The sequence below is a fragment of the Nocardioides sp. zg-1230 genome, assembly GCF_013155335.1.
GTDB lineage: Bacteria > Actinomycetota > Actinomycetes > Propionibacteriales > Nocardioidaceae > Nocardioides.
Window position 1 is genome coordinate 585887 of sequence record NZ_JABJQZ010000002.1, and the last position, 13944, is coordinate 599830.

Consider the following 13944-nt stretch of genomic DNA (forward strand, 5'->3'; position numbering starts at 1 on the left):
GACGTTGACCTTCGCACACTGTTGAGCAATGCTCAACAGCATGTCCGACACCGCCGCGACCGCTCCCACGGAGGGCGTACGCCGTCGGTTGAGCGCGGACGAGCGACGTCGCCAGCTCGTCGCCATCGGTCTGGCCAAGATCGTCGAGACGCCGATCCAGGACCTGTCGATGGACGACATCGCCACCGAGGCCGGCATCTCCCGGGGACTGCTGTTCCACTACTTCCCGACCAAGACCGACTTCTACCTCGCCTGCATCGCGGCGGCCGGCCGCCGCATCCTGCGCACGACGGCGCCCGACGAGGACGCGCCGGGGGAGGCGCAGGTCGAGATGACCACGCGGCTGATGATCGAGCAGATCGAGCGCCGGCGCGGGTTCTACCTCGCGCTCGTCCACGGCCACGGCGTCGCCGATCCACGCGTCAGCGAGGTCATGGACTCGGTCCGCGACGGCAGCACGGAGCGCGTGGTGGCCGCGCTCGACGTGCCGGAGGAGCGGCGTGACGTCGTACGCGCGTGGTGGGCCTACACAGAGGACCGGGCGCTCACCTGGTCGGCAGTGCCGCCCGGCGAACGCCCGGTCTCGTTGTCGCAGCTGGTCGAGGAGTGCGTCGCCGCGCTCCACGCCCTGCTGCGGATCAGGTCCTGATCATCACTTGGTGACGCGCCCCTTGACCGCGAAGCGCAGGCGGTCGTCGAGGGGCTTGCCCGCGCAGGCGAGCAGCGTCTCGCGACCGCACCGGTAGCGGGTCGAGCCGTTGACGAGCGTCACCGACACGGCGCCCACCTTGCGGTTGTCGAAGGCCACCTTGAGGTGTCCGTCGCCGCCGCGGTTGAGGCGGACCATCTTGACCTTGCGCTTGCCGTCCAGCTGGTGCACGACCACCACGGCGGCCGGCGAGGTGCGCTTGGCGGGGCCCTTGACCATCAGCTTGAGCTTCCACTTCTTGCCGTCGAGGCCCTTGCCGGGGCCGTAGACGTAGGACGCGGAGGCGAGGTGGTTGACCTTGGTGCCGAAGCGCTTGGCGCGCTTGCGCTTGCTCAGCAGCTTGGCGCCCCGGACCTTGGGGCCGGGGTACTCCGCGCCCTCGGGGAAGTTGGCGGCCGGGGTCAGGTTGCCGGCGGCGAACTGGGCGTAGTTCTTGTGGAAGCCGCCCTTGCGCTTGAGCACCTTCTGCAGCGCGGGGAGGCTGTTCTTCCCGCCGTCCTTCTTGAGGCTGCCGGCCTGCTTCCACGTCTTCAGCACCAGGCCGTTGCCGTAGCGCGAGGTGAGGTACTCCCAGAACACCCAGTTGCCGTACTGGAAGCCGTTGGTGCGGCTGAACGCGTCGAGCGGGATGTTGGGGGCGTAGATCTGGCTGACCGGGAGGTACTGGCGGTTGTCGTTGACCGTCGTCGCGATCCGCTCCTCCATCCAGGTGGCCGTGGACTCCATCATCCACGGGTCCTCGGCGTAGTCGTAGGCGTATTGGACGGCGTGGAAGAACTCGTGGCCCGCGGTCACGACCAGGTTGTCGTAGGGGGTGCCGTTGGGGAACTGCGCGGCGGCGAAGTCGTTGTCGAGCACGCAGTAGCCGGAGGCGGTGCGCTTCTTGGCGCGGTCCTCGCCGGCGCAGAAGCCGTAGAGGTCGCCGCCGAGGTCCTTGAGGTAGACGTCGAAGAGCGGGCTGCCGCCACGCGCCCCGTCGCTCACCGGCGCGCGGTAGCCCATCGCGTCGACGATCGTCGTCCACACCGAGTCCATCACCGCGAGGTTCTGGGCCGGCCAGTCGGGCGACGGCGGCGCGTCGGCTCCGGTCGGCACGTAGTGGACGCACAGGCGGGTGTTGCACAGCGGCGGCGCCTCGGGAACGGTGTAGCCGAACCCCTGGTCGTCGCTCACGCCGTCGGTGGGGCGGGCGAGGAGGGCGTCGGCCTGGCGCCGCTCGGCACCGCGCAGCTGGGACCGCTTCATCCACAGGTCGCGCAGGACGAGCGTCGCGGACGGGTCGCTGGGACGGGCGTTGCCGGCGAGGACACGGCGCGCGGTCGTCAGGGTCTCGGTGGCCGTGGGCTCCAGCTGCTCCTCGAGCACCGGCAGTGCGGCCTCGGGCGTGAGCTCGAGCAGGTCGGAGGGGTCGAGGACCCCGGCCGATCCCGGGAAGGATCCGGGCACGCCCGGACGGTCGTTGTCAGCAGCGACGGCCGGGGCGCCGAGCGCCCCGCCCACCAGTGCGATGGCCACGGCGGTGGTGACGAGTCTGCGCATGGTTCCCCTCGTGTAGGTCATGTCCGCACGACCCTAACCCGGCGGCACCGCCGGGACACGATCAGAGATCCGCGATGTGCTCGATGATCGCGGTGGTGGAGATCGCCGGGGTGCGGGCCAGGTAGACGACCTCGCAGACGTCGCCGAGCTCGTCGAACTTGCCGGCCCAGTCGTCACCCATCACCAGCACGTCCGCGCCGTGCTCGAGGATGTAGTCGCGCTTCTGCTCCAGGCTCTCCTCGACGAAGACGGCGTCGACGACCTTCAGGGCGCCGACGATCGCGAGCCGCTCGCGCTCGCTGAAGATGGGGGCACGGCCCTTCTTGCGCTCGTTGAGGGCGTCGGCGGAGACGCCGACGACGAGGCGGTCACCCAGCTCGGCCGCGCGCTCGAGGACGCGCAGGTGCCCGACGTGGAAGACGTCGAACGTGCCGAAGGTGATCACGGTGCGAGACATGCGCGGCATTCTGGCACGCGGGTCGTCACAGGGGTTGGGGGAGGATGGCTGCCATGGCCGCCACCTCTGCCACCTCCTCCCGGGGCTCCTCCGCGCGCTCCTCGACGAGCCCGCCGCCGAGCCCACCCCCGATCTCCCTCATCACGCCCGACCCGGGCGCCGACGAGGCCCGTCGCCGCGGCCTGCGCCGGATGCGTACGGTCGCCGTGGGGCTGCTGCTGTTCGCGGCCTGCGTGTACGTCGCCACGCTGGGACGCGACGGGTTCTGGGGCTTCGTCAACGCGGGCGCCGAGGCGTCGATGGTCGGCGCCATCGCGGACTGGTTCGCCGTGACGGCGCTCTTCAAGCACCCGCTCGGCCTGCCCATCCCGCACACCGCCCTCGTGCCCAAGCGCAAGGACGAGCTCGGCAAGGGGCTCGAGGAGTTCGTGGGGGAGAACTTCCTCCAGGAGGACATCATCCGCGAGCGCGTGGCCGCGGCCACGATCTCCGCGCGGGTGGGCGCCTGGCTGGAGGAGCCGGCCCACGCCCGGCGGGTGGTCGACGAGGCGGCGGAGGTCGCCGTCATCGCGCTCGGCAAGGTCCGCGACGACCACATCGCCGACCTGGTCACCCACGCCCTGGTGCCGCGGTTCCGTGAGGAGCCGATCTCTCCGCTGCTGGGCTCGACGCTGATGGAGGTGCTCCGCGACGACCTGCACCACGGGCTGGTCGACCTCGCCGTCGAGGAGCTCTACAGCTGGCTGCGCGACAACCCGGAGACCTTCACCCGGGTGCTGGAGGAGCGGGCCCCGTGGTGGGCACCGCCCAAGCTCAACGACGCGGTCACGTCACGGCTGCACGTGCAGGCACTCGCGTGGCTGGAGGACATCCGCGACGACCCGCACCACCGCGCCCGCGAGGCGCTCGACTCGATGCTGGGCCAGCTCGCCCACGACCTGCTCAACGACGAGGAGACGGTCCGCCGGACCGAGGCGCTCAAGGAGCGCCTGCTCGAGCACCCGCAGGTCGTCACGACCGCGATCTCCCTGTGGAAGGCGATGCGCTCCGCACTGCTGGGCTCGATCCGCGACCCCGAGGGAGCCGTACGGCACCGCCTCCTCGTCGAGCTCAGCTCCTTCGCTGAGCGGCTGCGCGACGACGCCGCGCTGCGCGAGCGCCTCGACCGGGTCGCCGCCGACCTCACGGTCTTCGCCGTCGAGCGCTACGGCGCCGAGGTCACCACCGTGATCACCCACACGATCGAGCGCTGGGACGGCAAGGAGGCGGCGCGCCGCATCGAGCTGCACGTCGGGCGCGACCTGCAGTTCATCCGGATCAACGGCACCATCGTCGGCGGCCTGGTCGGCGTGCTGATCCACGCGATCAGCCTGCTCGTGCACTGACGTCGAGTCAGCGGCGGCAGGGCTTCATGACGGGCATGATCCGCGAGCGGCTCTGCCACGCGCGGGCGTACGCGTCGTCGAAGTGCGCGAGGTACTGGTCGTGCAGCCAGCTGTTGCCCACCACGCGGAGCATGACCTCGTCGTTGTAGAGCAGGCCCCCGCAGGTGGTGTTGGAGGTGCCGGTGAGGACGAGCTGGGTCGCCTTTCCGCGGAACTTCGCGTCCACCACGAGCATCTTGTCGTGGGTGAGGACAGTGCGGACCTGGCGGTCCGGGATGTCGCCGCTGGGCAGCGACCGCTGCACCCAGTTCTCGACCGTGTCGCGCGAGGTGATGATCCGCACCCGGCAGCCGCGGTCCGAGAGACGGGCGAGCTGGGCGCGCACGTCGGCGCGCTGGATCACCGCGAACATCGCCGACACGTCCCGCGCGCCCCTGCTGCAGGAGATGTCCTTGAGCGTGGAGAGCAGCAGGTCGCTGCGGTTGGGGTAGACGGCCGCCGTCACCGACCCGCCCTTCCAGACCTTGCGCCGGTCGTCCCACCGCTCGCCGTCGACCTTCAGGCCCTCGGCCTCCAGACGGGAGAAGTACGCCACCCCGAAGGCGTACAGGCCCGGGTCGTCGATCTTGATGAACGAGTTGTACTGGCGGTACTGCCGGTCCTCGAGGTTGGCCGACGACGTCATGAACGACTGCACGCCGCCGATGTCGGTGACGTAGAACTTCAGGTGCTGCACGTCCTGGCTGTCGGGGTAGGGCCCGGGAGCGCGCCACGGCAGGCAGGCGCCCTTGCAGATCGTCACGTTGCGTCGTGCCGGGTCCTGCTCCTCGAGGGTCTTGATGAGGCGGCGTCCGTGCCGGTTCAGGCGCAGGTCGTCGTCACCGACGAGGAGCACCGTCGCGCCGCGACGTTGGGCGGCCAGGATCGCGTCGGTCGGCGCCTTGATGTCCCAGCGGAACATCGCGACCCGGATCGTGTCGCCCGGGCCGGCGGTGTCGAAGAGGCGACTCGCCCGGTCGAGCACCGTCGGGTCGCGCGGGACGGTGGGGGGCGAGGTGAAGCACACCTCGAACCCGGCTTGGGCCTCGCAACCGGTCTTGCCGGCCACGGCGGCAGGGCGCGCGTCGGCGGGCGCGGCGGGCGTGGTCGCGGCGAACAGGGACGTCACGAGGCACAGCGATGCCACGGCGAGGAGGAGGCTTCGGGTGCGCACGGACACCTACCCTAGAGACATGCCACCGACCAGCGAGCCTGTCGACGTCCCGATCCGCGACGAGTCGATCCGGCTGGGCCAGTTCCTCAAGCTCGCCAACCTCGTCGAGAGCGGTGCGGAGGCCAAGCCGGTCATCGCGGACGGAGCGGTGCAGGTCAACGGGGAGGTCGAGACGCGGCGAGGCCGCCAGCTCGCCCCTGGTGACGTGGTCACGCTGGGCGGGCTGGCGGCCCGTGTCGCCACCGGAGAGGTCGAGATCGACGTCCCCTGGTGAGGGGTGGCGACGCGATGAGGTGAAGCGCCCCCCGGCTACTTCACCTCACGGTTGAGGACCCGCCAGGTGCCGATCGCCAGGGGCAGCAGCACCCAGAAGCCGACGCCGGTGCCGAGCTGGGCCCAGTCCTGCCCCGCCATCTCCCCGTCGAACAACGGGCGGGTGACCGCATCCAGGTCGAGCCACTGCCCGACGTCGGCGAGCGAGCTGAAGACCTGCGTGACGATGCTCCAGGCGGTCGGCAGGACCAGGACGGTCACGATCGCGATGGGCGTGTTGAGGAAGAGCAGCCCGAACGCCACGCCCTGCAGGACGTAGATCAGCAGCGCCAGCACGAGCCCGCCCCCCGCCGCGGCGTCGAGGTCCCACGTGCCCGTGCCGGCCAGGTTGGCGAGCGCGGCGGCTGCGAAGGCCACGGCCATGACGACCAGTCCGAGCGCCAGGGCGCCGAGCGCCTTGGCGAGCACGACGCGACCGCGCCGCGGCTCGAGGGTGAAGGTGACGAGGCCGGTGCGCTGGGTCCACTCGGCAGTGGCGGCCATGATGCCGACGACGGGCAGCAGGATCGCCAGCGGCAGCGTGGAGATCTGGAGCAGGTTGCCGAACGTCGCGTCCTCGGCGGGGCCCCAGAGGACGAAGGCGGCCAGGATCACCACGGTCAGCGCGGCCATCACGATGACCATCCAGCGGCCGGCGCGGGTGTCGACCATCTTGCGCACCTCGGCCTGCAGGGTGCGCGAGAAGGGAACTCCCGGACGACCGGGCAGGGCGGTGGGTGCGCCGGCGGAGCCGCTGGGGCCGCCGACAGCGGGTGCGGTGCTCTGGGTGCTTGCGGTGGCGCTCATGCTGCGTCTCCTTCACGAGAGGTGGCGGCCGTGAGGCCGAGGAACATCTCCTCCAGGCCCTCCGAGCCGCCGGATCGCAGCTCGAGGAGGACGACGGACTCGCGGGCGGCGATCTCGCCGACCACGCGCGGCTCGGCCTCGACCACCAGTCCGGAGCCGGTCCGGGTGACGGGTACGTCGGCGGCCTGCAGCAGCCGGGCGAGGCGGCCGTCGTCGGTGGAGGACACCGTGGTGCCGCCGCGGCTGAGGAGCTCCTCCTTGGAGCCCATGGCGACGATCCGGCCGCGACCGATCATCACGAGGTCGTCGGCGACGATCTGCACCTCGTGCAGGAGGTGGCTCGACAGCAGCACGGTCCCGCCGCCGTCGGCGAAGCGTCGCAGCAGCCCGCGCATCCAGTGGATGCCCTGCGGGTCGAGGCCGTTGGCGGGCTCGTCGAGCACGAGGACCTGCGGCTCGCCGAGCAGCGCGGCGGCGATGCCGAGACGCTGGCGCATGCCGAGCGAGTAGTTGCGGACCCGGCGTCCCGCCTCCTCGTCGGTCAGGCCGACGAGCGCGAGCGCCTCCTCGACGCGCGCCTTGGAGACGCCGATCGAGACGGCGGCGACCCGGAGCACCTCGCGGCCGGTGCGGCCGGGGTGCTGCGCGGACGCGTCGAGCATGACGCCGACCTGGCGGCCGGGGTTGTGGAGCTCGCGGTAGGGCTGGCCGAGGATGGTGGCCCGCCCGGACGTCGGCGGGGTGAGACCGGTCATCATCCGCATCGCGGTGGACTTGCCGGCGCCGTTGGGCCCGAGGAAGCCGACGACGCTGCCGGGACGGACCTCGAAGGAGATGTCGTCGACGGCGGTGAACCCGCCGTAGCGCTTGGTGAGGTTCTCGACTGTGATCATGGCTCCAGCCTCGTCGCGACAGACGTCCGGGACATCGGGCGCAGGGGTCGGCGGGGTCCGACCTGGGTATCGGCGTGAGCCTCGCGACGACACCTTGGTCGGACGCGGTCAGCCGGGCGGTGCGCCTAGGGTCGGTGCCATGGTGGGGACAGGCCGGCTCGCAGCGACCTGGCGCTACGGGTTGGCGGCGCTCATCAGCCTGACCGTCTGGGGGATCCCGCTGGTGGCCGCCGCGGAGCGCGCCCCGGAACCTGTGGTCCTGTGGTGGCTGGTCGGCGACCCGGTGCTCGGGCTCGTGTCGTTCGTGCTGATCCGCTGGCGCCACCGGCGTCCCGCGCTCGTCGCCGGCCTGCTCGCGGCGTTCTCCTTCGTCTCCGCGTCGAGCGCCGGTCCCGGGTCGTGGATCATCGGCTCGCTCGCATCCCACCGGCGCTGGCGTCTGCTGGCGGTCGTGGCTCCGCTCAACGTGCTCGCCGGGATCGTCCAGGAGCGGGTGGGGATCACCGAGGACACCCTGCCCCTGTGGGCGTCCACGGCGTTCGGCTGCCTCGTCGTGGGCATCCTGGTCGCCACCGGCTACGCGATGGGCTCCCAGCGCGACCTCGTGGACTCCTACCGCGATCGCGCCCTGACCGCCGAGCGCGAGCAGCGGGCCCGCGTGGCCCAGGCGCAGGCGGCGGAGCGCACCCGGATCGCCCGCGAGATGCACGACGTGCTGGCGCACCGCATCTCGCTGGTGGCGATGCACGCCGGTGCCCTCAGCTACCGCACCGACCTGAGCGAGGAGGAGCGGGGGAGTGCCGCGAAGTCGATCGAGGACAACGCCCACCGGGCCCTCTCCGACCTCCGGGCCGTCCTCGGCGTGCTCCGCGACCCGACCCAGCCGACCGACTCCGTCCCCGAGCCGCCCCAGCCCGGGTTCGACGACGTGGCCGCGCTGGTGGCGGAGGAGCAGGCCGGTGGGATGCGCGTACGCCTGTCCAACCGCGTCGCGGACGACGTACCTCCCGGCACCGGCCGGACGGCGTACCGGATCGTGCAGGAGGCGCTCACCAACGTCCGCAAGCACGCGCCCGGCACCGCGGTGACCGTGGACGTGGCCGGCTCGCCCGACGACGGGCTGGTCATCGGGGTGCGCAACGCGGCCCCGGTCGGACCGGCACCGCAGCACCTCCCGGCGTCAGGCCTGGGCCTGCTGGGCCTGGCCGAGCGCGCGGCCCTCGCGGGTGGCCGGATCAGCCACGGCACCGACCCGGGAGGCGGCTACGCCGTACGGGCGTGGATACCGTGGACCACGTGACGGGCACGAGCAGCGGGGGCGTGGTCCGGCTCGCCGTCGTCGACGACGACCCCATGGTGCGCGCAGCCCTGCGGATGATGCTCGGCGGCGACTCCGGGCTGGCCGTCGTCGCCGAGGCCGGCGACGGCGAGGAGGCGCTGCGGATGGTGCCGGCGTCGGGCGCCGACGTGGTGCTGATGGACATCCGGATGCCGGTGCGTGACGGGCTCAGTGCGACCGAGGAGCTGCTGGCCGCCGACCCCGGCCTCAAGGTCATCGTGCTGACGACCTTCGACACCGACGACATGGTGCTGCGCGCGCTGCGCATCGGTGCGGCCGGCTTCCTGTTGAAGGACACCCCGCCGGCCCGCCTCGTGGAGGCGATCCGCACGGTGGCAGCCGGCCAGCCGATGCTGTCGCCCAGCGTGACCGCCCAGCTGATCGCTGCCGTCACCCGCGCGGCCCGCGACACCGGCGGGCAGGACCGGGCGCGGTCGGCACGCGCGGCCCTCGATGCCCTCACCGACCGCGAGCGCGACGTGGCCGACGCGGTCGCGCGCGGGCTGAGCAACGCCGACATCGCGGCCGAGCTCTACATGGGCGTCCCGACGGTCAAGACCCATGTCGGGAGGCTGTTCACCAAGCTGGGCGTCGAGAACCGGGTGCAGGTGGCGATCCTGGTCCACGACGCCCAGGCCTGACGAACGTCCGGGCAGGACGGGTCAGCGGACCTCGAGCAGGTCCACCACGAAGATCAGCGTCTCGCCCGGCTTGATGGCACCGCCGGCGCCACGGTCGCCGTAGCCGAGGTGCGGCGGGATGACGAGCCGGCGACGACCGCCGACCTTCATGCCCTGCACCCCGGTGTCCCAGCCGGAGATGACCTGGCCGATGCCGAGGCGGAACTGCAGGGGCGTGCCGCGGTTGTAGGACGCGTCGAACTCCTCGCCCGTGGAGTGGGCGACGCCGACGTAGTGGACGGAGACGGTGGAGCCGGACGTGGCCTCGGCACCGTCTCCCTCGACGAGGTCGGTGACCTCGAGGTCGGCGGGCGCGTCGCCCATGTGCGGGTCGACGTCGGGCTTCTCGCTCACAAGTGTCTCCAATTCGTTGGTGTGTCAGGTCTGGTGCACGTAGTGGTCGAGCTGGTCGCGCTCGAACTCGAGCTCGCCGATCCGGTTCTTGACCACGTCACCGATGGAGATGATGCCGGTCAGCCGACCGTCGGCCACCACCGGGACGTGCCTGATGCGGTGCTCGGTCATGGTCTGCATGAGGTCGGTGAGGCCGTCGTCGCCCGCGCAGGTCCGCACGTCGGCGGTCATGATCGTGCTCACGGCGCTGTCGAGGACCGCGGTGTCCTCGTGCAGGCGGCGTACGACGTCGCGCTCGCTGACGATCCCGGCGACCCGCTCGCCGTCCTCGCTCACCACCAGAGCGCCGACGTTGTGCTCGGCCAGAAGCGCGACCAGCTCGCGCACGGTGGCCTCCGGGGCGATGGTCACGACCGCCTGGCTGGCCTTGCCCTTGATGACGTCCTTGATCTTCATGGTGTCCGCCCTCTCGTCCCGCAGAACTGGTGAGAAGTCACCGTAGCCAAGCCGGACCGCGAGGGACAGTGCCGAACGCCCCGACTGGAAGCGGACTCAGTCCAGCACCGGCGGGGCCTGCCGGGCCCGCAGGCTGCTCACCGAGCCGGGCCCGCGACTGGGCACGTCGGGGTCGGTGCCGTCGTCGTCCGTCGCGCCCAGGAAGGAGAGCGCGGCGTCGTGCAGGTGGCCGTTGGAGGCCAGCGCGTTGCCGCCCCACGGCCCGTCGGTGCCGTCGAGCGAGGTGAACCGGCCGCCGGCCTCCCGGACGATGACGTCGAGGGCTGCCATGTCGTAGAGCTCGAGCTCGGGCTCGGCGGCGAGGTCGACGGCGCCCTCGGCCAGCAGCATGTAGGACCAGAAGTCGCCGTAGGCGCGGGTGCGCCAGCAGCGACGGGACAGGGACACGAAGTCGTCGAGGCGGTCGCGCTCGTCCCACCCGGACAGCGACGAGTAGCTCAGCGACGCGTCCTCGAGGCGGCGTACGTCGGAGACCTCGCACTTCGTGGCCTTCAGCAGGGAGCGACCCGTCCAGGCGCCGTTGCCCGCCGAGGCCCACCACCGGCGCTGCAGCTGCGGGGCGGACACCACGCCCAGCACGACCTCGTCGTCGATGGCGAGCGCGATGAGGGTCGCCCACACCGGCACCCCGCGCACGTAGTTCTTGGTGCCGTCGATCGGGTCGACGATCCACCGGCGCTGGCTGTGCCCGGTCGTGCCCTGCTCCTCACCGACGACCGCGTCGCGGGAGCGCACGCGCGACAGCGTGCGTCGGATGCCCTCCTCCACGGCCTTGTCGGCGTCGGTCACCGGCGTGAGGTCGGGCTTGCTCATGACGTGCAGGTCGAGCGCCTTGAAGCGGGCCTGGGTCAGCGAGTCCGCGTCGTCGGCCAGGACGTGGGCCAGCCGCAGGTCGTCGGTGTGGTCGTTGGAGCCGGTGATGGGCATGTTCACAGGCTATTCCCAGCAACACGCCCTACATTGCAGGCATGGAGCTCAACGGTGTGCCGCTGCACCCGCTCGTCGTGCACGCAGTCGTCGTCCTCGGGCCGCTCGCGGCGCTCACCGGCCTGGTCTACGCCGCCGTGCCGAGGTGGCGCTGGCTGCTGCGGTGGCCCGTCGTGGTGCTGGCCGCCGTCACCGCCGTCACCGCGCTCGTCGCTGTCGTGGCCGGTGAGGACCTGCTGGCGGCGCGCCCCGAGCTGGCGCCGATCGTGGAGGACCACCAGGAGGCGGGGGAGATGCTGCGCAACGTGGCGCTGGGCTACGTCGCCGTCGCCGGCCTGGCGGCGTGGGCGTTGGGCGGGAGCTCTGCGCTGGCATCGGGGCGCGGGGCGCGGGAGACGCGCTTCGGCATCCCGGTCGCGGTGCTGCTGGCGGCCGGTGCGGTGGCGCTGCTCGTCACGGTCTACCTCGCCGGCGACTCCGGAGCGCGGGCCGTCTGGGGTGGCTGATCGGCGTCACCAGTCGCTGGACGCCTCCCGGGCGGCCAGCAGCCGACGGAAGGACTCGACCCGGTCGGGGTCGGCCTCGCCGGCCTCGATGGCCTCGTCGAGCCCGCACTCGGGCTCGTCGCCGCCGTGGGTGCAGCCCCGCGGACACGTCTCGGTCATCTCGTCGAGGTCGGGGAACGCCTCGATGAGGTTCTCCGGCTGCACGTGCGCAAGCCCGAAGGACCGGATGCCGGGAGTGTCGATGATCCAGCCCTCGGCGTCGGGGAGCTCGAGCAGGTAGGCGCTCGTGGAGGTGTGCCGGCCGCGACCGGTCACCGCGTTGACGATCCCGACCTCGCGGTGGGCATCGGGCACGAGGGCGTTGACGAGGGTCGACTTCCCGACGCCGCTGTGGCCGACGAGGACGCTGGTGCGCCCGCGCAGGCGGTCTCGCAGCTCGGTCAGGTCGCCGGCGCCCTCACCCTTGAGCTGGGTGACGACCCACGGCACGCCGAGCGAGCGGTAGGTCGACAGCAGGGTCTCGGGATCGGCGAGGTCGGCCTTGGTGAGGCAGAGCAGCGGCGCCATCCCGGCGTCGTACGCCGCCACCAGCGCGCGGTCGATCAGGCGCGGGCGCGGCTCGGGGTCGGCCAGGGCGGTGACCACGACGAGCTGGTCGGCGTTGGAGACGATGACGCGCTCGACCGGGTCGTCGTCGTCAGCCGTGCGGCGCAGCGTGGTCGTCCGCTCGACGACCTCGACGATGCGCGCGAGCGACCCGTCGGCGCCGCTGGTGTCGCCGACCACCCGGACGTGGTCGCCCACCACGACGCCCTTGCGACCCAGGGGCCGCGACTTCATCGCCATCACCCGGCGGCCGTCGAGCAGCAGCGTGAAGCGGCCGCGGTCGACGGTGACGACGCGGGCGTCGACGGCATCGTCGTAGGTGGGCCGGTCCTTGGTGCGCGGGCGGGTGCGGCGGCGCGGTCGCTCGTAGTGCTCGTGGTCGTGCTCGGAGTAGCGACCCGTCACGGCTGACCGCCGTGCACCGCGCGGCTCCACGCGCCGGCGAAGTCGGGGAACGTCTTCGACGTCGTCGCGACGTCCTCGACGAGCACGTCGTCCACGGCCAGCCCGAGGATGACGGCGGCGTGCGCCATGCGGTGGTCGGCGTAGGTGTGGAACGTGCCGCCGTGCAGCGTCGACGGCCGGATGGTCAACCCGTCCTCGCGCTCGGTGACGTCGGTTCCCAGGCGTCCGAGCTCCGTGGCGAGCGCGGTGATCCGGTCGGTCTCGTGGCCGCGGATGTGGGCGACCCCGCGGAGGTGGGAGGGCGAGTCGGCGAGGGCGCAGAGGGCGGCGATGGCAGGGGTCAGCTCGCCCACGTCGTGGAGGTCGAGGTCGACCCCGGACAGGCGCGGGGGTCCGACGACGGTGAGGTCGCCGCCAGCGAGCGTCACCTCGCAGCCCATGAGCGTGAGGATCTCGCGCAGCTCGTCACCGGGTTGCGTGGTGGCGGCGGGCCAGTCGGTGATGGTGACCCGGCCGCCGGTGGCGGCGGCGAGGGCGAGGAAGGGCGCGGCGTTGGAGAGGTCGGGCTCGATGTCGTGGTCGACCGCCCGGACGGGGCCCGGCGCGACCGCCCAGCGGTTGGCGTCGGCGTCGTCCACCTCGACGTCGTGCTGCCGGAGCATCTGGACGGTCATCTCGATGTGGGGGAGGGAGGGCACCGGCTTGCCGACGTGGCGCACGTCCACGCCCCGGTCGTAGCGGGCCCCCGCGAGCAGCAGCGCCGAGACGAACTGCGACGACGCACTGGCGTCGATCGTGACGGTGCCGCCGGGCACGGACCCCGTCCCGTGCACCGCGAACGGCAGGGCACCTCGGCCCCCGTCGTCGACCCGCACACCGAGCGCGCTGAGCGCGCTGAGCATCTGGCCGACCGGGCGCAGCCGCATGTGGGGGTCGCCGTCGAAGCGCACGGTGCCGTCGGCCAGCCCGACGACGGGCGGGACGAAGCGCATCACCGTTCCGGCGAGGCCGCAGTCGACGTCGGCGTCGCGGTCCCAGGCGCCGGGGGTCACGCGCCAGTCGCCGGCTCCCGGGCCGTCGGTGTCCTCGACGCCGGTGCCCAGCGAGGTGAGGGCGGCGGCCATGAGCAGCGTGTCGCGCGAGCGCAGTGGACGGCGTACGACGCTGGGGCCGTCGGCGATCGCGGCGAGGACCAGCGCGCGGTTGGTGAGCGACTTGCTCCCCGGCAACGACACGACCCGATCGAGGGGGGCGGTGGGGCGCGGGGCCGGCCAGAGGTCAGTCACCCGCGCACCC

At 72.3% G+C, this 13944-nt stretch carries 16 protein-coding genes; 6 read left to right on the forward strand and 10 right to left on the reverse strand.

Going from position 1 to position 13944, the window contains the following annotated elements; genetic code table 11:
• Positions 1-40 precede the first annotated feature (40 nt).
• Positions 41-649: a TetR/AcrR family transcriptional regulator gene (locus HOO61_RS10865; protein WP_216658785.1), complete on the forward strand. Its 609-nt coding sequence runs from the start codon at positions 41-43 to the stop codon at positions 647-649.
• Positions 650-652: 3 nt separating this feature from the next.
• Here HOO61_RS10865 and HOO61_RS10870 read toward each other — a convergent pair whose 3' ends face one another.
• Entirely contained in the window at positions 653-2248 is a 1596-nt protein-coding gene (locus HOO61_RS10870; RefSeq protein ID WP_172258688.1) for an MXAN_6640 family putative metalloprotease, read from the reverse strand.
• Between the two features lie 61 nt (positions 2249-2309).
• Entirely contained in the window at positions 2310-2705 is a 396-nt protein-coding gene (locus HOO61_RS10875) for an adenylyltransferase/cytidyltransferase family protein (RefSeq protein ID WP_172258689.1), read from the reverse strand.
• A gap of 53 nt (positions 2706-2758) precedes the next feature.
• Between HOO61_RS10875 and HOO61_RS10880 the strand changes: the two genes are divergently transcribed.
• Positions 2759-4090 carry a DUF445 domain-containing protein gene (locus tag HOO61_RS10880; protein ID WP_172258690.1) on the forward strand — a complete coding sequence of 444 codons (1332 nt, stop codon included), beginning with the start codon at positions 2759-2761 and terminating at the stop codon, positions 4088-4090.
• Positions 4091-4097: 7 nt separating this feature from the next.
• Here HOO61_RS10880 and HOO61_RS24865 read toward each other — a convergent pair whose 3' ends face one another.
• Complete coding sequence (locus HOO61_RS24865; RefSeq protein ID WP_172258691.1) at positions 4098-5303, reverse strand: phospholipase D-like domain-containing protein; 1206 nt, start codon at positions 5301-5303, stop codon at positions 4098-4100.
• A 19-nt stretch (positions 5304-5322) separates the two neighbouring features.
• Here HOO61_RS24865 and HOO61_RS10890 point away from each other — a divergent pair, with 19 nt between their 5' ends.
• Positions 5323-5577, forward strand: coding sequence for an RNA-binding S4 domain-containing protein (locus HOO61_RS10890; protein WP_172258692.1), 255 nt, complete (start codon positions 5323-5325; stop codon positions 5575-5577).
• A 35-nt stretch (positions 5578-5612) separates the two neighbouring features.
• On the opposite strand, the gene HOO61_RS10895 is transcribed toward HOO61_RS10890, so the two are convergent.
• A complete protein-coding gene (locus HOO61_RS10895; RefSeq protein WP_172258693.1) occupies positions 5613-6422 on the reverse strand; it encodes an ABC transporter permease in 810 nt (269 codons plus the stop codon).
• A complete protein-coding gene (locus HOO61_RS10900; RefSeq protein WP_172258694.1) occupies positions 6419-7315 on the reverse strand; it encodes an ABC transporter ATP-binding protein in 897 nt (298 codons plus the stop codon). Before HOO61_RS10900 ends, HOO61_RS10895 begins: the two co-directional genes overlap by 4 nt.
• A 139-nt stretch (positions 7316-7454) precedes the next feature.
• On the opposite strand from HOO61_RS10900, the gene HOO61_RS10905 reads away from it, so the two are divergent.
• Both HOO61_RS10905 and HOO61_RS10910 read left to right on the forward strand, forming a co-directional pair.
• Positions 7455-8615, forward strand: coding sequence for a sensor histidine kinase (locus HOO61_RS10905; protein ID WP_172258695.1), 1161 nt, complete (start codon positions 7455-7457; stop codon positions 8613-8615).
• On the forward strand, positions 8612-9295 hold the full coding sequence (locus tag HOO61_RS10910; RefSeq protein ID WP_367650122.1) for a response regulator: 684 nt from the start codon (positions 8612-8614) through the stop codon (positions 9293-9295). The genes HOO61_RS10905 and HOO61_RS10910 overlap by 4 nt, the downstream gene beginning before the upstream one ends.
• A gap of 21 nt (positions 9296-9316) precedes the next feature.
• Here the strand turns inward: HOO61_RS10910 and HOO61_RS10915 are convergent, their stop codons facing one another.
• The 3 genes from HOO61_RS10915 to HOO61_RS10925 form a co-directional block, all read right to left on the reverse strand.
• Positions 9317-9658, reverse strand: coding sequence for an FKBP-type peptidyl-prolyl cis-trans isomerase (locus HOO61_RS10915; RefSeq protein WP_056602267.1), 342 nt, complete (start codon positions 9656-9658; stop codon positions 9317-9319).
• Positions 9659-9712: 54 nt separating this feature from the next.
• Positions 9713-10144 (reverse strand): CBS domain-containing protein, encoded by a 432-nt coding sequence (locus tag HOO61_RS10920; RefSeq protein ID WP_172258697.1) that lies wholly within the window; start codon positions 10142-10144, stop codon positions 9713-9715.
• 96 nt (positions 10145-10240) lie between these two features.
• On the reverse strand, positions 10241-11131 hold the full coding sequence (locus tag HOO61_RS10925) for an inositol monophosphatase family protein (protein WP_172258698.1): 891 nt from the start codon (positions 11129-11131) through the stop codon (positions 10241-10243).
• A 41-nt stretch (positions 11132-11172) separates the two neighbouring features.
• Here HOO61_RS10925 and HOO61_RS10930 point away from each other — a divergent pair, with 41 nt between their 5' ends.
• A complete protein-coding gene (locus HOO61_RS10930; RefSeq protein WP_172258699.1) occupies positions 11173-11637 on the forward strand; it encodes a DUF2231 domain-containing protein in 465 nt (154 codons plus the stop codon).
• 6 nt (positions 11638-11643) lie between these two features.
• On the opposite strand, the gene rsgA is transcribed toward HOO61_RS10930, so the two are convergent.
• Both rsgA and aroA read right to left on the reverse strand, forming a co-directional pair.
• The gene (gene rsgA / locus HOO61_RS10935; RefSeq protein WP_172258700.1) at positions 11644-12648 is read right to left on the reverse strand and encodes a ribosome small subunit-dependent GTPase A; all 1005 of its coding nucleotides are present in this window, start codon (positions 12646-12648) and stop codon (positions 11644-11646) included.
• On the reverse strand, positions 12645-13934 hold the full coding sequence (gene aroA, locus HOO61_RS10940; protein ID WP_172258701.1) for a 3-phosphoshikimate 1-carboxyvinyltransferase: 1290 nt from the start codon (positions 13932-13934) through the stop codon (positions 12645-12647). Before aroA ends, rsgA begins: the two co-directional genes overlap by 4 nt.
• Positions 13935-13944 lie beyond the last annotated feature (10 nt).

Coding starts and splice junctions, on each gene's coding strand:
- HOO61_RS10925 (WP_172258698.1), bottom strand. CDS start 11,131: ATGCCCATCACCGGCTCCAACGACCACACCGACGACCTGCGGCTGGCC.
- HOO61_RS10920 (WP_172258697.1), bottom strand. CDS start 10,144: ATGAAGATCAAGGACGTCATCAAGGGCAAGGCCAGCCAGGCGGTCGTG.
- HOO61_RS10895 (WP_172258693.1), bottom strand. CDS start 6,422: ATGAGCGCCACCGCAAGCACCCAGAGCACCGCACCCGCTGTCGGCGGC.
- HOO61_RS10870 (WP_172258688.1), bottom strand. CDS start 2,248: ATGCGCAGACTCGTCACCACCGCCGTGGCCATCGCACTGGTGGGCGGG.
- HOO61_RS10880 (WP_172258690.1), top strand. CDS start 2,759: ATGGCCGCCACCTCTGCCACCTCCTCCCGGGGCTCCTCCGCGCGCTCC.
- HOO61_RS10900 (WP_172258694.1), bottom strand. CDS start 7,315: ATGATCACAGTCGAGAACCTCACCAAGCGCTACGGCGGGTTCACCGCC.
- HOO61_RS10865 (WP_216658785.1), top strand. CDS start 41: ATGTCCGACACCGCCGCGACCGCTCCCACGGAGGGCGTACGCCGTCGG.
- HOO61_RS10905 (WP_172258695.1), top strand. CDS start 7,455: ATGGTGGGGACAGGCCGGCTCGCAGCGACCTGGCGCTACGGGTTGGCG.
- HOO61_RS10875 (WP_172258689.1), bottom strand. CDS start 2,705: ATGTCTCGCACCGTGATCACCTTCGGCACGTTCGACGTCTTCCACGTC.
- HOO61_RS10930 (WP_172258699.1), top strand. CDS start 11,173: ATGGAGCTCAACGGTGTGCCGCTGCACCCGCTCGTCGTGCACGCAGTC.
- HOO61_RS10890 (WP_172258692.1), top strand. CDS start 5,323: ATGCCACCGACCAGCGAGCCTGTCGACGTCCCGATCCGCGACGAGTCG.
- HOO61_RS10915 (WP_056602267.1), bottom strand. CDS start 9,658: ATGGGCGACGCGCCCGCCGACCTCGAGGTCACCGACCTCGTCGAGGGA.